The sequence below is a fragment of the Pseudomonas zanjanensis genome (genome assembly GCF_014268745.2).
Taxonomy (GTDB): Bacteria; Pseudomonadota; Gammaproteobacteria; order Pseudomonadales; family Pseudomonadaceae; genus Aquipseudomonas; species Aquipseudomonas zanjanensis.
The window spans coordinates 459985-481140 of sequence record NZ_JABWRB020000003.1 but is presented as its reverse complement, the minus strand read 5'-3'; the positions used below and the strand labels follow the sequence as shown (position 1 = coordinate 481140).

The 21156-nt window shown below is 60.8% G+C and carries 20 protein-coding genes; 17 read left to right on the top strand and 3 right to left on the bottom strand.

The window, feature by feature from the left end; translation table 11 throughout:
• Positions 1 to 52 precede the first annotated feature (52 nt).
• The 11 genes from tcyJ (at position 53) to HU715_RS21800 (ending at position 11235) form a co-directional block, all read left to right on the top strand.
• On the top strand, positions 53 to 853 hold the full coding sequence (tcyJ, locus tag HU715_RS21850) for a cystine ABC transporter substrate-binding protein (protein ID WP_186707313.1): 801 nt from the start codon (positions 53 to 55) through the stop codon (positions 851 to 853).
• Positions 853 to 1518, top strand: a complete 666-nt coding sequence (gene tcyL, locus HU715_RS21845) for a cystine ABC transporter permease (protein ID WP_186707314.1) — start codon at positions 853 to 855, stop codon at positions 1516 to 1518. The genes tcyJ and tcyL overlap by 1 nt, the downstream gene beginning before the upstream one ends.
• A 3-nt stretch (positions 1519 to 1521) precedes the next feature.
• Entirely contained in the window at positions 1522 to 2283 is a 762-nt protein-coding gene (gene tcyN, locus HU715_RS21840; protein ID WP_186707315.1) for an L-cystine ABC transporter ATP-binding protein TcyN, read from the top strand.
• 419 nt (positions 2284 to 2702) lie between these two features.
• The gene (locus HU715_RS21835; protein ID WP_186707316.1) at positions 2703 to 3470 is read left to right on the top strand and encodes a hypothetical protein; all 768 of its coding nucleotides are present in this window, start codon (positions 2703 to 2705) and stop codon (positions 3468 to 3470) included.
• Positions 3471 to 3841: 371 nt separating this feature from the next.
• Positions 3842 to 5083 (top strand): SfnB family sulfur acquisition oxidoreductase, encoded by a 1242-nt coding sequence (locus tag HU715_RS21830; protein WP_186707317.1) that lies wholly within the window; start codon positions 3842 to 3844, stop codon positions 5081 to 5083.
• Between the two features lie 23 nt (positions 5084 to 5106).
• Entirely contained in the window at positions 5107 to 6300 is a 1194-nt protein-coding gene (locus HU715_RS21825; RefSeq protein WP_186707318.1) for an SfnB family sulfur acquisition oxidoreductase, read from the top strand.
• The gene (locus tag HU715_RS21820; RefSeq protein ID WP_186707319.1) at positions 6300 to 7658 is read left to right on the top strand and encodes an LLM class flavin-dependent oxidoreductase; all 1359 of its coding nucleotides are present in this window, start codon (positions 6300 to 6302) and stop codon (positions 7656 to 7658) included. The genes HU715_RS21825 and HU715_RS21820 overlap by 1 nt, the downstream gene beginning before the upstream one ends.
• A gap of 161 nt (positions 7659 to 7819) precedes the next feature.
• The gene (locus HU715_RS21815) at positions 7820 to 8629 is read left to right on the top strand and encodes a MetQ/NlpA family ABC transporter substrate-binding protein (protein WP_186707320.1); all 810 of its coding nucleotides are present in this window, start codon (positions 7820 to 7822) and stop codon (positions 8627 to 8629) included.
• A gap of 1 nt (position 8630) precedes the next feature.
• The gene (locus HU715_RS21810) at positions 8631 to 9755 is read left to right on the top strand and encodes a methionine ABC transporter ATP-binding protein (protein WP_186707321.1); all 1125 of its coding nucleotides are present in this window, start codon (positions 8631 to 8633) and stop codon (positions 9753 to 9755) included.
• Positions 9745 to 10389, top strand: a complete 645-nt coding sequence (locus tag HU715_RS21805) for a methionine ABC transporter permease (protein ID WP_186707322.1) — start codon at positions 9745 to 9747, stop codon at positions 10387 to 10389. The genes HU715_RS21810 and HU715_RS21805 overlap by 11 nt, the downstream gene beginning before the upstream one ends.
• Before the next feature lie 219 nt (positions 10390 to 10608).
• The gene (locus HU715_RS21800) at positions 10609 to 11235 is read left to right on the top strand and encodes a class I SAM-dependent methyltransferase (RefSeq protein WP_186707323.1); all 627 of its coding nucleotides are present in this window, start codon (positions 10609 to 10611) and stop codon (positions 11233 to 11235) included.
• Between the two features lie 194 nt (positions 11236 to 11429).
• On the opposite strand, the gene HU715_RS21795 is transcribed toward HU715_RS21800, so the two are convergent.
• Positions 11430 to 11996 (bottom strand): transporter substrate-binding domain-containing protein, encoded by a 567-nt coding sequence (locus tag HU715_RS21795; protein ID WP_186707324.1) that lies wholly within the window; start codon positions 11994 to 11996, stop codon positions 11430 to 11432.
• A 132-nt stretch (positions 11997 to 12128) separates the two neighbouring features.
• Between HU715_RS21795 and HU715_RS21790 the strand changes: the two genes are divergently transcribed.
• Complete coding sequence (locus HU715_RS21790) at positions 12129 to 12554, top strand: DUF4399 domain-containing protein (protein ID WP_186707325.1); 426 nt, start codon at positions 12129 to 12131, stop codon at positions 12552 to 12554.
• Positions 12555 to 12748: 194 nt separating this feature from the next.
• Here the strand turns inward: HU715_RS21790 and serA are convergent, their stop codons facing one another.
• Positions 12749 to 13978, bottom strand: coding sequence for a phosphoglycerate dehydrogenase (gene serA / locus HU715_RS21785; protein WP_053117264.1), 1230 nt, complete (start codon positions 13976 to 13978; stop codon positions 12749 to 12751).
• A gap of 204 nt (positions 13979 to 14182) precedes the next feature.
• Here serA and HU715_RS21780 point away from each other — a divergent pair, with 204 nt between their 5' ends.
• The 4 genes from HU715_RS21780 to HU715_RS21765 all read left to right on the top strand — a co-directional run bounded on the left by HU715_RS21780 (position 14183) and on the right by HU715_RS21765 (position 18500).
• Positions 14183 to 15583, top strand: coding sequence for a D-2-hydroxyglutarate dehydrogenase (locus tag HU715_RS21780; RefSeq protein WP_186707326.1), 1401 nt, complete (start codon positions 14183 to 14185; stop codon positions 15581 to 15583).
• Between the two features lie 38 nt (positions 15584 to 15621).
• Positions 15622 to 16287 carry a fumarylacetoacetate hydrolase family protein gene (locus tag HU715_RS21775; RefSeq protein WP_186707327.1) on the top strand — a complete coding sequence of 222 codons (666 nt, stop codon included), beginning with the start codon at positions 15622 to 15624 and terminating at the stop codon, positions 16285 to 16287.
• A gap of 246 nt (positions 16288 to 16533) precedes the next feature.
• Positions 16534 to 17466, top strand: a complete 933-nt coding sequence (locus HU715_RS21770; RefSeq protein ID WP_186707328.1) for an SdiA-regulated domain-containing protein — start codon at positions 16534 to 16536, stop codon at positions 17464 to 17466.
• Between the two features lie 119 nt (positions 17467 to 17585).
• Positions 17586 to 18500: an SdiA-regulated domain-containing protein gene (locus HU715_RS21765; protein ID WP_186707329.1), complete on the top strand. Its 915-nt coding sequence runs from the start codon at positions 17586 to 17588 to the stop codon at positions 18498 to 18500.
• Between the two features lie 141 nt (positions 18501 to 18641).
• Here the strand turns inward: HU715_RS21765 and rpiA are convergent, their stop codons facing one another.
• Positions 18642 to 19316, bottom strand: a complete 675-nt coding sequence (gene rpiA / locus HU715_RS21760; protein ID WP_186707330.1) for a ribose-5-phosphate isomerase RpiA — start codon at positions 19314 to 19316, stop codon at positions 18642 to 18644.
• Between the two features lie 299 nt (positions 19317 to 19615).
• Here rpiA and ilvA point away from each other — a divergent pair, with 299 nt between their 5' ends.
• Positions 19616 to 21130 (top strand): threonine ammonia-lyase, biosynthetic, encoded by a 1515-nt coding sequence (gene ilvA, locus HU715_RS21755; RefSeq protein ID WP_186707331.1) that lies wholly within the window; start codon positions 19616 to 19618, stop codon positions 21128 to 21130.
• The last annotated feature ends 26 nt before the right edge of the window (positions 21131 to 21156 follow it).

Below are 21156 nucleotides of genomic sequence, written 5' to 3'. Positions count from 1 at the left end.
CGCCTTATCTCAGCCAAAATAACCTCTTCATAAGAAAATACAGGGGCTTGTCATGAATTTTTCCGCATTACGTCGCAACCTGCTGGTGGGTTCGCTGGGCCTGGCATTGAGCGCCGGCCTGTTGGGGCAAGCGGTTGCCGGTGAGCAACTGCAGAAAATCAAGGATGCCGGTGAAATCAAGATCGGCTTGGAAGGCACTTATCCACCGTTCAGCTTCGTGGATGAAAGCGGCAAACTGACCGGCTTCGAAGTGGAGTTTTCCGAAGCCCTGGCCAAGGAGCTGGGTGTGAAGGTCAAGCTGCAGACCACCCCATGGGCGGGCATTCTCGCGGCCCTGGAATCCAAGCGTCTGGACGCCGTGGTCAACCAAGTCACCATCTCCGAGGAACGTAAGAAAAAGTACGACTTCTCCGAGCCGTACACCGTTTCCGGGATTCAAGCGCTGGTCCTGACCAAGAAAGCAGCCGATCTGAACATCAAGTCGGCAGCTGACCTAGGCGGTAAAAAAGTCGGCGTTGGCTTGGGCACCAATTACGAACAGTGGGTCAAAGCCAACGTACCCACCGCCGATGTGCGCACCTACGAAGATGACCCGACCAAGTTCCAGGATCTACGCGTAGGCCGCATTGACGCCATCCTGATCGATCGCCTGGCCGCGCTGGAATACGCCAAGAAAGCCAAGGACACGACGGCCGCCGGCGAAGCCTTCTCGCGCCAGGAATCCGGTATTGCCCTGCGCAAAGGCGAACCTGAACTGCTGGCCGCCGTGAACAAAGCCATCGAAAAACTTCGCGCCGACGGTACGCTGAAAAAACTCTCGGAAAAATATTTCGACGCTGACGTCACCCAATAATGGAAGCAGCACTTCAACTCGCACTGGACTCCGCGCCCTTCTTGCTCAAGGGCGCGTACTACACGGTCATCCTCAGCCTCGGCGGCATGTTCTTCGGCTTGCTGCTGGGGTTCGGCCTGGCGCTGATGCGCCTGTCGCGTCTCAAGGTGATCAACTGGATCGCCCGCATGTACGTGTCGTTCTTTCGCGGCACGCCATTGCTGGTGCAGTTATTCTTGATCTACTACGGACTGCCGCAACTGGGCCTCGAACTTGACCCACTGCCGGCGGCGCTTATCGGTTTCTCGCTGAACATGGCTGCCTATGCGTGTGAAATCCTGCGGGCCGCCATCAGTTCCATCGAGCGCGGCCAGTGGGAAGCCGCGGCGAGTATCGGCATGACCCGCGCGCAGACCCTGCGCCGGGCCATCCTGCCGCAAGCCGCGCGCACGGCCCTGCCACCGCTGGGCAACAGCTTCATTTCCCTGGTCAAGGACACCGCGCTGGCGGCGACCATCCAGGTACCGGAGCTGTTTCGCCAGGCGCAGTTGATCACCGCGCGAACCTTCGAAATCTTCACCATGTACCTTGCCGCCGCGCTGATCTACTGGGTTCTTGCCACCGTGCTCTCGCACCTGCAGAACGTATTGGAAGCCCGGGTCAATCGGCACGACCAGGAGTCCTGACCCATGATTGTCGTGGAAAAACTGACAAAACAGTTCAAGGGTCAGGTGGTGCTCAACGGCATCGACCTGAAGATCGAAGAAGGCGAAGTGGTTGCGATCATCGGCCCCAGCGGCTCGGGCAAGACCACGTTCCTGCGCTGCCTGAATTTCCTCGAAGAGCCTACCAGCGGCCGGATCAAGGTCGGCGACATCGAAATCGATGGCAGCCGACCGCTGAACCAGCAACAGGGGCTGGTGCGCCGCTTGCGCCAGCAGGTGGGCTTCGTGTTCCAGAACTTCAACCTGTTCCCCCATCGCACCGCGTTGGAAAATGTCACCGAAGGCCCGCAGGTGGTGAAAAAAGTCCCCCGTGCCGAAGCCGAAGCCCTGGGGCGCAAGCTGTTGGCCAAGGTCGGGCTGGCCGGCAAGGAGGATGCCTACCCTCGGCGCCTTTCCGGCGGCCAGCAACAGCGCGTGGCGATTGCCCGGGCGTTGGCGATGGAACCGGCGGTGATCCTGTTCGACGAGCCAACCTCGGCCCTCGATCCGGAATTGGTAGGCGAGGTCCTGGCAACCATTCGCGGCCTGGCCGAAGAAAAACGCACCATGGTCATCGTGACCCACGAAATGGGCTTTGCCCGGGACGTGGCCAACCGTGTGGTGTTTTTCGACAAAGGCGTGATCGTCGAACAAGGCGAAGCCAAGGCCTTGTTTGCAGCGCCCAAGGAAGAACGCACGCGACAGTTCCTCAGCAAGTTCCTCTCTGCCGGACACGGCGATCAGTAAGTAAGTGTGCATCACTTCCAGGGATGGAAGTCATGCCATTACACAACTAACACATCATCGCCACTCACTTAATTCAAACGACACAACTTGCAACTTCTGCCTCACCACCCCCTCAACTATTTATCGAGTTTCAAATACCGGAAAGCCTGGGAAAACGACCTGCGGCACCGAGTATTCTTAACAGAAAAGCGTAGGACGTTTCTGAAGCCTTTCATAATGAGTTATTAAGCAACCCACTCTATTGACACTGAAACTATAGAGCCCTTATCTAGTGCCCGACAGGCGACGCACATGACTTTAGTTGCGCAATGATTTAGCGCAGACAGCCCATATAACTGCCTAAATAAAATAGGCCGTATTATCCGTCGCCTTTGATCTTTCTGAAACGGACTTAGTTTTCAAGCATCAAGGAGAACACCATGACATGTAAGTCGAAGAGTCCCGAACTGGCCGCCCCGACCCTGGCCAATGCCCACCCTGCGGGCATCAACATCGCCAGCGCCGCTCACCTGGAAGTTGTCATCGCACCTTACCCCGGCATGGACGCGGGTGACCTGATCGAATTGTTCTGGGACAACTGCTACGTCGGCTCGCGCGTGCTCTCACAGGCCGACGTGCTGGACGGCATCACGATGCGCATCCCGGAGAGTTTCATCGTCAACGGGACCTCGCGCATCCATTATCGGGTGATGCAGGTTGGTCGCGGGCCGGCGCTGTCAACCAAGCAACGGGTCCAGGTCAAGCTCGACTGTCCCGGCGGCCAGCCCTCGGCCTTGAGCGGCGATGAAAACCAGGGCCTGGCGCCGGTGCGCATTCCCGCCGCCATTCGACGCCAAGGGGTGAACCCGAACCAGATCAAACGTGGCGTACCGCTGACCATCGAACCCTACCTGAACATGGCCGCCGGCGACGCCGTGACCCTGCGCTGGGGCGACGTGCGCATGGACCTGCCGGCGGTCACCGCCAGCGAAGTCGGCCAGCCAATCAATATCTGGGTCCCGCCGCAAATCATTCTGGAAGCGGGAGAAGACCTGCGCCTGGAAGTGACCTATTGCGTCCTCGACCGCGTGGGCAACAACTCCCACTGGGCACCGCCACGGACGTTGAAGATTGGTTATGCGAACCCGTACCTGAGCATTCCACCGAAGCAGGCGCTCATGGCCGCCGAAACGCGCCGCCGAAATTGAGCACTATGGGAGGAGCTTTTGTGGCGAGGGGATTTATCCCCGCTGGGCTGCGGAGCAGCCCCCAAAGAAGTCAATCCAGCAATCTGATGTTGCCGGAGTCGCAGATTTTGAGGCTGCGTCGCAGCCCAACGGGGATAAATCCCCTCGCCACAACATCACTCGGCAAAAGACCTCTATTGATATTCCTAAAAGTTAGTTCAAAAATAATTTATACACGCTTAGGGTATATGGACCGGACCACCGGACATTCTTGATTTTTACTCGCCGCAATCATCGCGGCGTTTCTTGAGATGTGAGGTGGGTATGGAACGGAACACAATCACCCCAGTGCAGTATGCCAAGGCACTGCCCGCAGCCACGGAGTGGCTGTAATGTCGGATCTGGCGCAAGCAAAGGTCCAGAGCGACCTGGACATCGCACCCCTGCTGTTGCCTGCACAAGTGCTGCGCAACGATGCCGAAGCGATCAAGGCCGCCCACGAACTGGCACAGGTCGCCCGTCAACAAGCGGCGCGTCGTGACCAGCAACGCAAGCTGCCTTGGGCTGAAATCGAGCAATTCACCCGCAGCGGCCTGGGCAGCATCGCCATTCCCCGGGCATACGGCGGCCCGCAGGTTTCATTCGTCACCCTGGCCGACGTGTTCGCGATCATTTCCGCCGCCGACCCGGCCCTCGGGCAGATTCCGCAAAACCAATTTGGCGTGCTCCAACTGATTCTCGGCACCGGCACCGAGCGGCAGAAGAAAATCCTGCTGCAAAGCGTGCTCGAAGGCTGGCGCATCGGTAACGCCGGGCCCGAACGTGGCACTCGCAATACCCTTGAACTCAAGGCCCGGATCCGCGCCGACGGTGATGGGTTTGTCATCAATGGCCAGAAGTTCTATTCCACCGGGGCGCTGTTTGCCCACTGGGTCGCCGTCAAGGCGCTGAACGACGAGGGCCGGCAGGTGCTGGCGTTCGTGCGGCGCGGCACCCCGGGCCTGCGGATCGTCGACGATTGGTCGGGCTTCGGCCAGCGCACCACGGCCAGTGGCACCGTGCTGCTGAACAATGTACGGGTGGATGCCGAGCTGGTCCTGGATAACTGGCGCATCAACGATACGCCCGGTGTGCAAGGGGCGATTTCCCAACTGATTCAGGCCGCCATCGATGCCGGCATCGCCCGCGGCGCCATCGACGATGCCATCGCCTTCGTGCGCGAACGGGCCCGGCCCTGGATCGACGCCAAGGTCGACCGGGCCCGTGATGACCTCTACGTGATCGCCGACATCGGCAAGCTGAAAATCGAACTGCACGCCGCCGAAGCGTTGCTGCGCAAGGCTGGACAGGTACTGGACCAGGTCAGCGCCGCCCCCATCACGGCGCAATCGTCCGCCCGCGCCTCGATTGCCGTGGCCGAAGCCAAGGCGCTCACCACCGAGATCGCCCTGCAAGCCAGCGAAAAACTGTTCGAACTGGCCGGCAGCCGCGCCACCCTCGCTGAATTCAACCTCGATCGCCACTGGCGCAACGCCCGGGTCCATACCCTGCACGACCCGGTGCGCTGGAAATATCACGCGATAGGCGCCTACCACCTGAACGGCACCTTGCCGGCCCGACATTCCTGGATCTGACGACCCGACCTCTGGAGCAGCACATGCCGTTTTCCCAACACGTCGCGGTGATCACCAGCGATGAACAAGCCCTGATCGTGGCCAGTGACCTGGCCGATGACTTCAAGCGCGACAGCGCACTGCGCGACCGTGAGCGTCGCTTGCCGTACCCGGAACTGGAAGCTTTCTCCCGCTCCGGCCTGTGGGGCATCAGTGTGCCCAAGGCCTACGGCGGCGCCGGTGTGTCCAACGTCACCCTGGCCAAAGTGATCGCCTTGATTTCCCAGGCCGACGGCTCTCTTGGGCAGATTCCCCAGAATCATTTCTACGCCCTGGAAGTGCTGCGGGTAAACGGCAACGAAGCGCAGAAGCAACGTTTGTACGCCGAAGTCCTGGCCGGCCAACGCTTTGGCAATGCCTTGGCCGAGCTCGGCACCAAGACCGCCCACGACCGCGTCACTCAACTGCGCCGCGACGGCGAGGGTTATCGCATCAACGGGCGCAAGTTCTACGCCACCGGTGCGATCTACGCCCAGCGCATCCCCACGTCGGTGGTGGATGAAAATGGCGTGCAGCAACTGGCGTTCGTCCCCCGCAACAGCCAAGGCCTGACGGTGATCGATGACTGGAGCGGTTTTGGCCAGCGCACCACCGGCAGCGGTTCGGTGGTGTTCGAAGACGTGTACGTCACTGCCGACGACATCGTGCCTTTCCAGAGCGCCTTCGAACGGCCCACACCGGTGGGGCCGCTGGCGCAGATTCTTCACGCCGCCATCGACACCGGCATCGCCCGCGCCGCCTATGAAGACGCTTTGCATTTTGTCCGCAGCAAAACCCGTCCCTGGATCGATGCCACCAGCGATGTCGCCACCGAAGACCCGCACACCCTCAAGAGTTTCGGCCAACTGAGCATCCGCCTGCACGCCGCCGAAGCCCTGTTGGAACGCGCCGGTGAATTCCTCGACCGGGCCCAGGCCGACCCCCGGGCCGACACGGTCGCCGCCGCCTCGATTGCCGTGGCCGAAGCCCGCGCCATCAGCACCGAGATTTCCCTCGCCGCCAGCAGCACGCTGTTCGAGCTGGCCGGCAGCCAGGCGACCCTGGCCGAGCATGGTCTCGACCGCCACTGGCGCAACGCCCGGGTGCACACCCTGCACGACCCGGTGCGCTGGAAATACCACGCCGTAGGTAACTTCTACCTCAACGATGAAAAACCGCCGCTGCGGGGGACGATCTGATGGCGGCCAGCAAGAAAAAAATCCTCCTCAATGCGTTCAACATGAACTGCATCGGGCACATCAATCATGGCCTGTGGACCCATCCACAGGACACATCGACCCAGTACAACACGATCGAATACTGGACCGCCCTGGCGCAATTGCTCGAGCACGGCTTGTTCGACGGGCTGTTCATCGCCGACATCGTCGGGGTCTACGACGTGTATCAACAGTCGGTGGACGTCACGCTCAAGGAGTCGATCCAACTGCCGGTCAATGACCCGCTGCTGCTGGTCTCCGCGATGGCCGCCGTGACGAAAAACCTGGGTTTCGGCCTCACCGCCAACCTGACCTACGAACCGCCCTACCTGTTCGCCCGACGCATGAGCACCCTCGATCACCTGAGTCGCGGCCGGGTCGGCTGGAACATCGTCACCGGCTACCTGGACAGTGCCGCCAAAGCCATGGGCCTGACGGTGCAAGTCGAGCATGACCGCCGCTACGACCAGGCCGACGAATACCTGCAAGTGCTCTACAAATTATGGGAAGGCAGTTGGGAAAACGACGCGGTCATCAACGACCGCGAGCAGCGAATCTATGCCCGGCCGGAGAAAGTGCACAAGGTCCGGCACCAAGGCGAGTTCTACCAGGTCGAGGGCTATCACCTTTGCGAGCCCTCGCCCCAACGCACGCCGGTGCTGTTCCAGGCCGGCAGTTCCGAGCGCGGCTTGACGTTCGCCGGGCAGCATGCCGAGTGCGTGTTCATCAGTGGCCAGAACAAACCGACGACCAAGGTCCAGGTGGACAAGGTCCGCGCCAGCGCCGCCGAGGCCGGGCGCAACCCCGAAGACATCAAGGTGTTCATGGGCCTGAACGTGATCGTCGCCGAGACCGAAGCCGCCGCCTGGGCCAAGCATGCCGAGTACTTGGGGTACGCCAGCGCCGAGGCCGGGGTGGCGCATTTCTCCGCGTCGACGGGGATCGATTTTTCCCAGTACGAACTGGACGAGCCGATCCAGTACGTCAAGAGCAACGCGATCCAGTCGGCCACCAAGACCTTGCAGAACAACGATTGGACCCGGCGCAAATTGCTCGAACAGCACGCCCTGGGCGGTCGCTACATCACGGTGGTTGGCTCACCCGAACAGGTGGCCGATGAGCTGGAATCGTGGATCGCCGAAACCGGCCTCGACGGCTTCAACCTGACCCGCATCGTCACGCCGCAAAGCTACGTGGATTTCATCGACCTGGTGATCCCCGAGTTGCAGCGACGCGGCTCGTACAAGACCGAATACGCCAGCGGCACCCTGCGCGAGAAGCTGTTTCACGCCGGGCCCCGGTTGCCCGAACAACACACTGGCTCGACCTACCGGCACTGATCCTATGGCTACCGACACTGATCCTGTGGCGAGGGAGCTTGCTCCCGCTGGTGGGTGAAGCCCGCCCAAAAAGGCTTTGGGGCCACTTCGTAGCCCAGCGGGAGCAAGCTCCCTCGCCACAAAGGCCTGAGACTCATCCATCAATGACTGGAATAACCGACATGACCAAACACTTCCTCACCCTGCCAGTCAAAACCCTGGCCCTGGCCCTCGGCCTGTTCAGCTCGGCGCTGTATGCCGCCGACGCACCGTTGAAGATCGGCACCACCGCCGCCTTCGCCATTCCCCTGGAGGCGGCGGTCGAAGAAGCCGACAAGCAGGGCCTGAAAGTCGAGCTGGTGGAGTTCAGCGACTGGATCGCGCCCAATGTCAGCCTGGCCTCCGGTGATATCGACGTGAATTACTTCCAGCACATCCCGTTCCTGGAAAATGCCAAGGCCGCCGCCGGATTCGACCTGGTGCCCTTCGCCCCGGGGATCATCAACAACGTCGGCCTCTATTCGAAAAAATACAAAAGCTTCGACGAACTGCCCAAAGGCGCCAGCGTCGCCATCGCCAACGACCCGATCAACAGCGGTCGCGGCCTGCAATTGCTGGCCAAGGCCGGGCTGATCAGCCTCAAGCCGGGCGTCGGCTACAAAGCCACCGAAGACGACATCGTCGCCAACCCGAAGCAACTCAAGATCCTGCAAGTCGAAGCCGTGCAACTGGTACGCGCTTATGAAGACGCCGACCTGGTGCAGGGATATCCGGCCTACATCCGCCTGGCTAAGACTTTCGATGCCAGTTCCGCCTTGCTGTTCGACGGCCTCGATCACAAGGAATACGTGATTCAGTTCGTGATCCAGCCCAAGAGCAAGGACGACCCGCGGCTGATCAAGTTCGTCGACATCTACCAACACTCGCCCGCCGTGCGCGCCGCCCTGGACAAGGCCCACGGCAAGCTCTACCAAGCCGGCTGGGAAGGCTGACATGAACGCCGTCAACGCTCGACTCCGCCACGAAGCCCCCGCGCCGCAAAGCGCCGACCAGACCGAACTGCACCCGGAGCTGAACCGCGCCCACGTGCGCTTCATCGGCCTGGGCAAGACCTACAACGGCGCCCAGGGTCCGGTGGCCGCGTTGCAAGGCATCGACCTGGCGATCCAACGCGGCGAAGTGTTCGGCATCATCGGCCGCAGCGGCGCCGGCAAATCCTCACTGATCCGCACCATCAACCGGCTCGAACGACCCACCAGCGGCCGGGTGTTGATCGATCGGGTGGACATTGGCGAACTCGATGAAGACCGCCTGGTGAAACTGCGCCGACGCATCGGCATGATCTTCCAGCACTTCAACCTGATGTCGGCCAAGACCGTGTGGCAGAACGTTGAATTGCCCTTGAAAGTCGCCGGCGTGCCCAAGGCGCAGCGCCAGCGCAAAGTCCGCGAGCTGCTGGAACTGGTGGGCCTGCAACGCAAGCACCTGGCCTATCCGGCGCAGCTTTCCGGTGGGCAGAAGCAGCGGGTCGGGATTGCCCGGGCGCTGGTGCATGACCCGCAGATATTGCTGTGCGACGAGGCCACCTCGGCCCTGGACCCGGAGACCACTCAATCGATCCTCGGCCTGCTGCGCGAGATCAACCAGCGGCTGGGCCTGACCATCGTCTTGATCACCCACGAGATGGCGGTGATTCGCGAAGTCTGCGACCGGGTGGTGGTGCTCGAGCAAGGACGAATCGTCGAGCAGGGCCCGGTCTGGGAAGTCTTCGGCAACCCGCGACACGAGGTCAGCCGGACGCTGCTGACGCCGTTGCAACACGCCATCCCGGAGGAACTGCAAAGCCGCTTGCAGGTGCAGCCGGCGTCGGCGGATGCGGCTACGGTGCTGCGCCTGCAATTCACCGGCGCTGGTCATGATGAAGTAGACCTTGCCGCCTTGTTCAGCGCCCTGGGTGGGCGGGTGCGCTTGCTGCACGGCGGCATCGAACGGATTCAGGGCCACGGGCTGGGGCAGTTGCTGCTGGCCGTGAGCGGTTCGTCGTGGGGTGCCGAGGAGCTGCGCCAACGGGCGGGCAATTGGGCGCAACGGGTGGAGGTACTGGGTTATGTGGTTTGATCGGTTGTTGCAGGGTTTCATCGACACGTTCCTGATGGTCGGCGTGTCGTCGTTGATCGCATTGATGGCGGGCATACCGCTGGCGGTGATTCTGGTCACCAGCGGCAAGGGTGGGATCTATGAGGCGCCAGTCTTGAACAAGGCCCTGGGCGCGTTCGTGAACCTGTTCCGCTCGATACCGTTCCTGATCCTGATGGTGGCGCTGATTCCGTTTACCCGGCTGATCGTCGGCACCACCTATGGCGTGTGGGCTGCGGTCGTACCGCTGACCATCGCCGCCACGCCGTTCTTCGCCCGCATCGCCGAAGTCAGCCTGCGGGAAGTCGACCATGGCCTGATCGAAGCGGCCCAGGCCATGGGTTGCAGGCGCTGGCACATTGTCTGGCATGTGCTGCTGCCCGAAGCCCTGCCGGGCATCGTCGGTGGTTTTACCATTACGCTGGTGACCATGATCAACTCCTCGGCCATGGCCGGAGCGATCGGCGCCGGCGGCCTGGGCGACATTGCCTACCGTTATGGCTACCAGCGTTTCGACAGCCAGATCATGCTCACGGTGATCGTGTTGCTGGTGGCGTTGGTGGCCGTGATCCAATTGGGTGGTGACCGCCTGGCACGGGGCTTGAATAAACGCTGAGCTGTGGAAGCAGTTGACCTATTGGGGGCAATCCAACCTGTGGGCAGTTGACCTGTGGGGGCAATCCAACCTGTGGGAGCAAAGCTTGCTCGCGATAGCAGTATTCCATCCAACATGGATGCCAGCTGGACGACGGCAATCGCGAGCAAGCTTTGCTCCCACAGGCAGGTCAGCGGGCTTGCGGTATAGTCGGCTGACACTCCTCACCCAAGCCCGATCATGAAACACACCACCGAAGACCTGCACGCCATCACCGCCACGACCCTGGGCCATTACAATGCCGTGGCGGAAAGTTTCCGCGAAGGCACCCGCGATCACGATGTCAGCCAGAACATCGACGCCTTACTGCGCCATATCCAGGGCCAGGCACCGCTGCACATCCTGGATCTGGGCTGCGGCCCGGGGCGCGACCTGCGCACATTCACGGCCATGGGTCATGTCGCGGTCGGCCTCGACGGCTCAGAAGAATTTGCCCGGATGGCGCGTCAGGACAGCGGCTGCGAGGTGTGGCAACAAGACTTCCTGGAGCTCGACCTGCCGGCCGAACGCTTTGACGGGATTTTCGCCAACGCGGTGCTGTTTCATGTCCCCGTCCAGGAACTGCCTCGGGTGCTCAAGCAATTGCGCGCCACGCTCAAGCCCGGCGGCGTGCTGTTCAGCTCCAACCCCCGGGGCGAAAACCAGGAAGGCTGGAACGGCCAGCGCTTCGGCGCCTACCACGACCTCGCGGCCTGGCAAACGCTGCTTGGCGAAGCGGGCTTCGTGGAACTGGAGCACTACTACCGACCGGCGGGGCTGCCACGGGAGCAACAGCCTTGGCTGGCGAGTGTGTGGCGTAGACCTTGAAGGCAAACCCGCCCGAACCGGATGGATGCTAACCTCTGTGGCGAGGGAGCTTGCTCCCGCTGGGCCGCGAAGCGGCCCCAATCCGGATGATGTGATTTTCCAGGCAGACGGCGTCATCGGCTTTACGACGGCTGCGCCGCCGAGCGGGAGCAAGCTCCCTCGCCACAAGAGTTGCGCTTGATTCAAGGTTTTCCTCAGTCCTGCTTAACCAACCACTTCTGCGACAACTGCTCCAGCCTCCCATCATCCTTGATCCGCGCCAAGGCATTATCCAGGCTGGCCTTGAACGCCGGGTTGCCCTTCTGGAACGGAATTACCAGGCTCGGCGGCGGGTCGCTCTTTTCTTCCGGCTGGAACGACTGCGCCATGACCAACGGACGCTGCGGCTCTTCCTTGCTCGCCAGCAGTTGCGCATCCGGACGGCTATACGCCGCACTGAGGTCGAAACGTTCCGCCAGTTCCGGGGTCATTGCTATGTGGTTGATGGCAACGTCGTACTTGCCACTCTCCACACCGGGCAGCAGATCCGCGGCATCGGTGACGACGAAGTCGGGGCGTACATCCAGCTCGGCCGCGAGCATTTCACCCAGCTCCACTTCGAAACCGGTGAGTTTGCCGTCTTCCTTGAAGTTGAAGGGCGCGGTGTTGGCTTCGAGAGCAATGCGCAGCTCGCCACGGTCATTGATGTCGTCGATCAGTTCGGCATGAGCCAGGGGGCTCAAAAGGGGTAGCAGGCAGATCAGGCCAGGCAGGAAACGCATGGTCACTCCTAGTATTTATACAAGCGACGCTCGTTTCAGGCTCGCTTTGCTATGGTTGTTGCAGGCTTCGACAACGATTGGCCATGAAGTTGTGATGGCCAGGCGGATTTCATGGAAAAACTGGAGAAAAAAATGAAAAGCTTTATGTCTCGTGCCGCGTTGGCCGGTCTGTTATTGGGCGCTTCGATGCTGGCAAGTGCCGCGACGCCGGCGCCCAAAGGTGCAGAAGTGTTCATCGTTTCCCCGGAAGACGGCGCCACGGTCGCCCAGGAATTCAAGGTCAAGTTCGGCGTCAAGAACATCGCCCTGGCCCCGGCGGGCGATGTGACCAAGAATACCGGCCACCATCATTTGCTGATCGATGTCGACGACGTACCCGCCGAAGTCGCGCCGATTCCGACCGACGCCCACCACATGCACTTCGGCAAGGCACAGACCGAGGCCACCATCAAACTGCCCCCGGGCAAGCACACCTTGCAATTGATCCTGGGCGACAGCGGCCACATGCCGTTCGACCCGTCGATTGTGTCCAAGAAAATCACTGTCAATGTGAAGTAACACAGCACCGGCTGGCACTACGCAGATCCCTTGTGGGAGCGGGCTTGCTCGCGAAGGCGGTGTATCAGCCGGCAATATATCGACTGGCACACCGCCTTCGCGAGCAAGCCCGCTCCCACAGGGGTTTGATGGTGTTTCAAAAAAAAACGGGAGCCCTTTCGGGGCTCCCGTTTTTCATTGCAAGCCAGAGCTGCTTAGAACAACACGCGGCAACGAATCGTGCCATTGATGTGCTGCAGCTTCTCTTGCGCCAGGTCCGAGTATTCGGCGTCGACGTCGATCACGACGTAGCCGACTTTCTCGTTGGTCTGCAGGAACTGACCGGAAATGTTGATGCCGTTTTCGGCGAAGACCTTGTTGATCTCGCTCATCACACCCGGAATGTTCTCGTGGATGTGCAGCAGGCGGTGCTTGCCAGGGTGGGCAGGCAGGGCCACTTCCGGGAAGTTCACCGACGATACCGAGGTACCGTTGTCGCTGTACTTGACCAGTTTCTCCGCCACTTCCAGGCCGATGTTGGCTTGGGCTTCAGCGGTGGAACCGCCGATGTGCGGGGTCAGGATCACGTTGTCCAGGCCACGCAGCGGGCTCTCGAAGATGTCGTCGTTGGAGCGCGGCTCCACCGGGAACACGTCGATGGCGGCGCCGATCAGGTGCTTGTCCTTGATCGCGTCGGCCAGGGCGTCGAGCTTGACCACGGTGCCACGCGCGGCGTTGATCAGGATCCCGCCTTTCTTGATAGCGCGGATTTCCTTCTCGCCGATCATCCACTGGGTGGCAGCGGTTTCCGGCACATGCAGGGTCACGATGTCGGACATGCCCAACAACTCGTGCAAGTCGTTGACCTGGGTGGCGTTGCCCAGGGGCAGCTTGGTCACGGTGTCGTAGAAGAACACCTGCATGCCAAGGCCTTCAGCCAGTACCGACAACTGCGTGCCGATCGAGCCGTAGCCGACGATACCCAGCTTCTTGCCGCGGATTTCGAAGGAGTTGGCCGCGCTCTTGATCCAGCCGCCACGGTGGCAGGAAGCGTTCTTCTCGGGGATGCCGCGCAGCAGCAGGATCGCTTCGGCCAACACCAGCTCGGCAACGGAACGGGTGTTGGAGTACGGTGCGTTGAACACCGCGATACCGCGCTCGCGCGCCGCGTTGAGGTCAACCTGGTTGGTGCCGATGCAGAAGCAGCCGACCGCGACCAGTTTCTTGGCGTGGTCGAAGATCTCTTCGGTCAGTTGAGTACGGGAGCGAATGCCGATGAAGTGAGCATCGGCGATCTTTTCCTTGAGCTGGGCTTCCGGCAGAGAACTGGTGATGTACTCGATGCTGGTGTAGCCCGCCGACTTGAGGACGTCGACAGCCGATTGGTGGACGCCTTCGAGAAGAAGGAACTTGATCTTGCTCTTATCGAGAGAAGTCTTGCTCATCTGCGTAAACCTGTGTCCCGGAGAAAAATGGCAGGGAATCGGACAGCGCATGCTGGCCCGACCGGCGTGACAGCCGTCGCCGCAGAACAGCCGTTGGGCACTACGCTGCGGGGTCGGTATGCTAGCATACGCCCCCCGCAAACACTCATTCCTGCGACGTGAAGCGTTCTCAGGATGACCATGAATTGTTCGAGAGTTCTGTCGATGACCCATCCTGCCGTGATAGATGAGCTGAAGACCCTGGTTGAGCCTGGCAAGGTCTTGACCGATGCCGACTCCCTGAACGCTTACGGCAAGGATTGGACCAAGCATTTCGCCCCGGCGCCTTCGGCCATCGTCTTTCCCAAGACCACCGAACAGGTCCAGGCCATTGTGCGCTGGGCCAATGCGCACAACGTCGCGCTGGTGCCGTCGGGCGGGCGCACCGGGTTGTCCGCCGCCGCCGTGGCCGCCAACGGCGAAGTGGTGGTGTCATTCGACTACATGAACCAGATTCTCGACGTGAACCTCACCGACCGCACTGCCGTGTGCCAGCCGGGCGTGGTCACCGAGCAACTGCAGAACAAGGCTAAAGAACATGGGCTGTACTACCCGGTTGACTTCGCTTCGGCAGGTTCCAGCCAGATTGGCGGCAATATCGGCACCAATGCCGGCGGAATCAAGGTCATTCGCTACGGCATGACCCGCAACTGGGTGGCGGGCATGAAGGTCGTCACCGGCAAGGGCGACCTGCTGGAACTGAACAAGGACCTGATCAAGAACGCCACCGGCTACGACTTGCGGCAGCTGTTCATTGGCGCCGAAGGCACCCTGGGCTTCGTGGTCGAGGCCACCATGCGCCTGGACCGTACGCCAAAGAACCTCACCGCCATGGTGCTCGGCACCTCGGACTTCGACTCCATCATGCCGGTGCTGCACGCCTTCCAGGGCAAGCTGGACCTGACCGCTTTCGAATTTTTCTCCGACAAGGCCCTGGCCAAGGTCCTCGGTCGTGGCGACGTACCGGCGCCATTCGAAACCGAGTGCCCGTTCTACGCGCTGCTGGAATTCGAAGCCACCACCGAAGAGGTCGCCAACCAGGCCTTGGAAACCTTCGAGCATTGCGTGGAACAGGGCTGGGTGCTGGACGGTGTGATGAGCCAGAGCGAAACCCAACTGCAAAACCTGTGGAAATTGCGCGAGTACATCTCCGAAACCATCTCCCACTGGACGCCGTACAAAAACGACATTTCGGTGACCGTCTCCAAAGTCCCAGCCTTCTTGCAGGAAATCGACGGGATCGTTGGCGAACATTACCCGGACTTCGAAATCGTCTGGTTCGGTCACATCGGCGACGGCAACCTTCACTTGAACATCCTCAAGCCAGAAAACCTGAGCAAGGATGAATTCTTCGCCAAATGCGCGACCGTGAACAAATGGGTCTTTGAAACCGTCGAGAAGTACAACGGCTCGATTTCCGCCGAACACGGCGTGGGCATGACCAAGCGCGACTACCTGACTTATAGTCGTTCGCCAGTGGAGATCGAGTACATGAAAGCCGTGAAAGCCGTATTCGACCCGAACGGCATCATGAACCCGGGCAAGATTTTCGCGGTTAACGCCTAAAAAAAACACCTGATGAACCCTAGAGCAGGAGTCGGTAAATGAGCTATCAGCACCAGTATGTCGACGGTACACGTATTCATTTCCCGCTAGGGAAAGTGGTGTGCATTGGCCGCAACTACGCCGAACATGCCAAGGAACTGGATAACCCGGTGCCCACCGAACCCTTGTTGTTCATCAAGCCGGGCAGCTGCGTGGTGCCGCTGGAAGGCGGTTTCAGCATTCCCGCCGACCGTGGCTCGGTGCACTACGAAGCGGAAATCGCCGTGTTGATCGGCAAGCCGCTGTCCACCAAGCCCAGCGTTGAAGAGGTGCTGGACGCGATCTCCGGCTTCGCCCCGGCCCTGGACCTGACCCTGCGGGACAAACAGGCCGAGCTCAAGGCCAAGGGCCTGCCGTGGGAAGTCGCCAAGTCCTTCGACGGCGCGGCAGTGATCGCGCCATTTGTCTCGAAGGATACGTTTGCCGACCTGACCGACATTCCCGTGCGCCTGACCATCAACGGTGAAGTGCGCCAGGACGGCAACAGCAGCCTGATGCTCAATCCCATCGTGCCGATGATCCAATACATGGCCGGTTGTTTCTCGCTGCAGGCCGGCGACGTGATCCTCACCGGCACCCCGGCGGGCGTCGGGCCGCTGAATGCGGGCGATGAACTGATCCTGGAACTGCCAGGGGCGAGCCGCTTCCAGAGTAGCGTTCGCTAACTCGGTTTTGTGACCACGACAGATCAAATGTGGGAGCGGGCTTGCTCGCGAATGCGGTGTATCAGAAACATATATGTCGACTGACACTCCGCATTCGCGAGCAAGCCCGCTCCCACATTAGAGATCCAGGCTTTCCTGAAGACCGAAGTTTTACCGTTTTTTTCACATGCCATCCGGATAATTCCGAGGAATGCGGCATCTGAGCCAGCCACTCCCTTAGCCGAACTTTCTGGAACGCATTCCCCGATGGCCAAAACCCAAACACTGCCTGCCGCCAAGCCTGCCCGCCGCTCTCGCTTCGCCCTGCCCTGGTATGCCTGGTCGCTGCTGACGGTGGCTGCAGCCTATGGCTTGGCGTTTGCGATGCATTGGGACGACCGCGGCCTGCTTTGGCTGTCGGAACACTTCCAGAGTCCGGTCCAGCGCCAGGAAAGCATCTGGTTGCCAGACTATCGCGCCGTGATCGACGCCAAGCCGCTACCGGGCATGGAGAAGGACGAAGCGTCCGATGTGACCTATAACTCGCAGACCAAGACCCTGTTCGCAGTCATGGGCAAGAACCCATTCCTGGTGGAGCTGACCCTGCAAGGCGATGTATTGCGCAAGATGCCATTGGTGGGCTGGGGCAATCCGGAAGGCGTGGCGTTTATGGAAAACGGTCTGCTGGCCATTACCGATGAACGAAAGCACCTGCTATCGATCGTTCAGGTCGATGCCGACACCCGCGCGCTGAACATCAATGACTTTCCTCGCTATGACCTGGGCACGTCGAAGAATCAGAACAAGGGATTCGAAGCCATCGTCTGGGACCCGAAAAATCAGCGACTGGTCCTCGGCGAAGAGCGCCCACCTGCGCTGTTCACCTGGAAAAGTGACGGCAGCCAGTTGCTCAAGGGCGATAAGCAAATCCATGTCAGCAACGAATTGGACCTTCGCAACCTTTCAGCATTGGCCGTAGACCCCCGCACCGGTCACATGCTGGTGCTGTCAGCCGACTCCCATCTATTGCTGGAGTTGGACGAAGAAGGCGAGCAGGTCAGCTTCATGACCTTGCTAGGCGGCTTCAACGGCCTGAAAGACACGATCCCTCGTGCCGAAGGTGTCACGATCGATGAGGCCGGTAACCTGTACATGGTCAGCGAGCCGAACCTGTTCTATCGTTTCGAAAAACAGCGCTGACAACTAACTCTGTAGGATAAGTCCTGCTTCGCTGTAGGGTGTGGCACGCAGCCATTAAGTTTCAGTTCAGGCAGCCGTGGTATTTCCACCCACCTGTTCTTATCCGAGCCCACCCCAACATGCGTCGACTCGCCCACCCCAAATCTTTGATCCTGATACTGCTGACGCTGGTGCTGATCAGCCTGATCGCCGTCGGCCAGCACCTGCGCCTGTTCGAACGCGCCTGGTTCAACCTGAATACGCTCTGGAAAAATACCAGCGAACAGGCCATTGCCCTGGATCAATACCGGGTCACCGTCGAGGCGCGGGTGATCGAAGGCCTGGATGATGACGTTTCCGCGCTGACGTTCGATCCGGTCCGCAAGAGCCTGTTCACTGTCACCAATAAAAACGCCGAGCTGATCGAGCTGTCGCTGGATGGCAAGATTCTGCGGCGCATCGCCCTGATCGGCTTTGGCGACCCGGAGGCGGTGGAGTTCATCAGCGAAGACACCTACGTCATCACTGACGAGCGCCAGCAACGGCTGATCAAGATTCACTTGGAAGACGACACCCAATTCCTCGACGCCGCCGACGCCGAGCAGATATCCCTCGGCGTGCACATGAGGAGCAACAAGGGGTTCGAAGGACTGGCCTACGATTCGGTGGGCAAACGCCTGTTCGTGGCGAAGGAACGCGACCCGATGCTGATTTACGAAGTGCACGGGTTTCCCCACCACAATCCGGAAAAGTCCTACGCGGTGCATGTGATCAACAACCCCAAGCGCGATGCCGGGCTGTTCGTACGCGACCTTTCAAGCCTGCAATACGATGAACGCAGCGGCCATTTGCTGGCGCTGTCCGATGAGTCGCGGTTGATTATCGAGTTGGATATCGACGGCCGACCGTTGAGCACGCTCTCATTGAGCAAGGGCCGCCAGGGGCTGCAACAAACCGTACCCCAGGCCGAAGGCCTGGCCATGGACGACGATGGCAACCTGTACCTGGTGAGCGAGCCGAACCTGTTTTATGTGTTCAAGAAGCCGCTGCCTTGATCTTGGCCTGACGCAGAACCATGTGGGAGCGGGCTTGCTCGCGAATGCGGTATATCAGACACATATATGCCAACTGACACACCGCATTCGCGAGCAAGCCCGCTCCCACAGGACTCGAGCTTAAATCAATAGCCCCTGGGCCTACTCAGCCCGCAGGGTCTTCACCCCATCAGCAGTCCCCAGCAACAGCACATCCGCCGGGCGAGCAGCGAACAAACCGTTGGTGACCACGCCGACGATGGCGTTGATCTGGCTTTCCAGTTCCACCGGGTTAGTGATCTGCAGGTTGTGCACATCCAGGATGATGTTGCCGTTATCGGTCAGCACGCCTTCGCGATACACCGGGTCGCCGCCCAGCTTCACCAGTTGGCGGGCCACATGGCTACGGGCCATGGGGATAACTTCCACCGGCAACGGGAACGCGCCGAGTACCGGCACCAGTTTGCTGGCGTCAGCGATGCAGATGAAGGTCTTGGCCACCGCCGCGACGATCTTCTCGCGGGTCAGGGCCGCGCCGCCGCCCTTGATCAGGTTCAGGCGCGCGTCGCTTTCATCGGCGCCGTCGATGTAGAACTCCAAGTCGCTGACGGTATTGAGTTCGTACACCGGGATCCCGTGGCCCTTGAGGCGCGCAGCGGTCGCTTCGGAGCTGGCGACGGCGCCATCGAACGCACCCTTGTGTTGCGCCAGCGCGTCGATGAAGCAATTGGCCGTGGAGCCGGTGCCGACCCCGACGACGCTCTTGTCATCCAGTTTCGGGAGGATGAGGTCGACGGCGGCCTGGGCCACGGCCTGTTTGAGTTGATCCTGGGTCATGCGGGCTCCGAAGGTGCCGAGAGAGAACGAAAGGCCGGCATTATAGGCGCCGAAAGGGCCCTGGTCATTGCCTGATTGGCACCGAGCCAGTGTGGCGAGGGAGCTTGCTCCCGCTCGGCTGCGAAGCAGTCGTGATTGATGTCTACCGCATATCGAAGGGGCCGCTGCGCGACCCAGCGGGAGCAAGCTCCCTCGCCACGGGGGTTTCTGCGCTCAAAGTGCCTTAATCGTGTGGTCGCCCAGCCAAAAGCCGGGTTAGACTCCTTGGCCCTGCCCAACCCGCTCAGTGATGCTTTCCGATGCTTGAACAGTACGTCAAAAAGATCCTCACCTCGCGCGTTTACGACGTTGCCGTAGAAACCCCGCTGCAGGCCGCTCGCCAGCTCTCCGAGCGGCTGGGCAACAGCATCCTGCTCAAGCGTGAAGACTTGCAGCCAGTGTTCTCGTTCAAGATTCGCGGGGCCTACAACAAGCTGACCCAGCTCAGCGACGAAGAACGCGCACGCGGCGTGGTCACGGCTTCGGCGGGCAACCACGCCCAGGGCCTGGCCCTGGCGGCCAAGGTGCTGGGGGTCAAGGCCACCATCGTGATGCCCAAGACCACGCCGGAAATCAAGGTCGAAGGCGTGCGCTCCCGTGGCGGCAAAGTGGTCTTGCACGGTGACTCATTCCCCGAAGCCCTGGCCTATTCGCTGAAACTGGTCGACGAAAAGGGCTACGTCTACATCCACCCGTATGACGATCCCCACACCATTGCCGGGCAGGGCACCGTGGCGATGGAAATCCTGCGCCAGCATCCTGGGCGCCTCGATGCGATCTTCGTCCCGGTGGGCGGTGGCGGGCTGATCGCCGGGATCGCGGCCTACGTGAAATACCTGCGCCCGGACATCAAGATCATCGGCGTCGAGCCGGACGACTCCAACTGCCTCCAAGCGGCCATGGCCGCGGGCGAGCGCGTGGTGCTGCCGACCGTGGGACTGTTCGCCGACGGCGTTGCCGTGGCACAGATCGGCCAGCACACCTTTGATATCTGCAAGCACCACGTGGACGAAGTGATCACCGTCAGCACCGACGAGATCTGCGCCGCCATCAAGGATATCTACGACGATACCCGCTCGATCACCGAACCTGCCGGCGCATTGGGCGTGGCTGGGATCAAGAAATACGTCGAGTCACGGCACATCAGCGGCCAGACCCTGGTGGCGATCGACTCCGGCGCCAACGTCAACTTCGACCGCTTGCGCCATGTCGCCGAGCGCGCCGAGCTGGGCGAGGGCCGCGAAGCGATCATTGCCGTGACCATCCCCGAGAAGCCGGGCAGCTTCAAGGCGTTCTGCGAAGCCGTGGGCAAGCGCCAGATCACCGAATTCAACTATCGCTACAACACCGGCAGCGAAGCGCACATCTTCGTCGGCGTGCAGACCCACCCGGAAAACGACCCGCGCAGCGCGCTGATCGCCAGCCTGACCGAACAAGGCTTCCCGGTGCTGGACCTGACCGACAATGAACTGGCCAAGTTGCACATTCGCCACATGGTCGGCGGGCATGCGGCCCATGTCATCGACGAAGTGGTGCTGCGCTTCGAATTCCCGGAACGTCCGGGGGCGCTGTTCAACTTCTTGAACAAGCTGGGTGGGCGCTGGAATATCTCGATGTTCCACTACCGCAACCATGGCGCGGCGGATGGCCGTGTGGTCGCGGGGCTCCAAGTGCCCCACGATGAACGCCACCTGGTCCCGGCCGCCCTGGAAGAAATCGGCTACCCGTACTGGGATGAAAGCGATAACCCGGCCTATCAGTTGTTCCTGGGTTGATAAAGCCGGGCTAGGCTGTGAGCAAG

Excerpts from the sequence above, each read along its gene's own strand:
- tcyJ (WP_186707313.1), top strand. The coding sequence starts at position 53 with ATGAATTTTTCCGCATTACGTCGCAACCTGCTGGTGGGTTCGCTGGGC.
- tcyL (WP_186707314.1), top strand. The coding sequence starts at position 853 with ATGGAAGCAGCACTTCAACTCGCACTGGACTCCGCGCCCTTCTTGCTC.
- tcyN (WP_186707315.1), top strand. The coding sequence starts at position 1,522 with ATGATTGTCGTGGAAAAACTGACAAAACAGTTCAAGGGTCAGGTGGTG.
- HU715_RS21835 (WP_186707316.1), top strand. The coding sequence starts at position 2,703 with ATGACATGTAAGTCGAAGAGTCCCGAACTGGCCGCCCCGACCCTGGCC.
- HU715_RS21830 (WP_186707317.1), top strand. The coding sequence starts at position 3,842 with ATGTCGGATCTGGCGCAAGCAAAGGTCCAGAGCGACCTGGACATCGCA.
- HU715_RS21825 (WP_186707318.1), top strand. The coding sequence starts at position 5,107 with ATGCCGTTTTCCCAACACGTCGCGGTGATCACCAGCGATGAACAAGCC.
- HU715_RS21820 (WP_186707319.1), top strand. The coding sequence starts at position 6,300 with ATGGCGGCCAGCAAGAAAAAAATCCTCCTCAATGCGTTCAACATGAAC.
- HU715_RS21815 (WP_186707320.1), top strand. The coding sequence starts at position 7,820 with ATGACCAAACACTTCCTCACCCTGCCAGTCAAAACCCTGGCCCTGGCC.
- HU715_RS21810 (WP_186707321.1), top strand. The coding sequence starts at position 8,631 with ATGAACGCCGTCAACGCTCGACTCCGCCACGAAGCCCCCGCGCCGCAA.
- HU715_RS21805 (WP_186707322.1), top strand. The coding sequence starts at position 9,745 with ATGTGGTTTGATCGGTTGTTGCAGGGTTTCATCGACACGTTCCTGATG.
- HU715_RS21800 (WP_186707323.1), top strand. The coding sequence starts at position 10,609 with ATGAAACACACCACCGAAGACCTGCACGCCATCACCGCCACGACCCTG.
- HU715_RS21795 (WP_186707324.1), bottom strand. The coding sequence starts at position 11,996 with ATGCGTTTCCTGCCTGGCCTGATCTGCCTGCTACCCCTTTTGAGCCCC.
- HU715_RS21790 (WP_186707325.1), top strand. The coding sequence starts at position 12,129 with ATGAAAAGCTTTATGTCTCGTGCCGCGTTGGCCGGTCTGTTATTGGGC.
- serA (WP_053117264.1), bottom strand. The coding sequence starts at position 13,978 with ATGAGCAAGACTTCTCTCGATAAGAGCAAGATCAAGTTCCTTCTTCTC.
- HU715_RS21780 (WP_186707326.1), top strand. The coding sequence starts at position 14,183 with ATGACCCATCCTGCCGTGATAGATGAGCTGAAGACCCTGGTTGAGCCT.
- HU715_RS21775 (WP_186707327.1), top strand. The coding sequence starts at position 15,622 with ATGAGCTATCAGCACCAGTATGTCGACGGTACACGTATTCATTTCCCG.
- HU715_RS21770 (WP_186707328.1), top strand. The coding sequence starts at position 16,534 with ATGGCCAAAACCCAAACACTGCCTGCCGCCAAGCCTGCCCGCCGCTCT.
- HU715_RS21765 (WP_186707329.1), top strand. The coding sequence starts at position 17,586 with ATGCGTCGACTCGCCCACCCCAAATCTTTGATCCTGATACTGCTGACG.
- rpiA (WP_186707330.1), bottom strand. The coding sequence starts at position 19,316 with ATGACCCAGGATCAACTCAAACAGGCCGTGGCCCAGGCCGCCGTCGAC.
- ilvA (WP_186707331.1), top strand. The coding sequence starts at position 19,616 with ATGCTTGAACAGTACGTCAAAAAGATCCTCACCTCGCGCGTTTACGAC.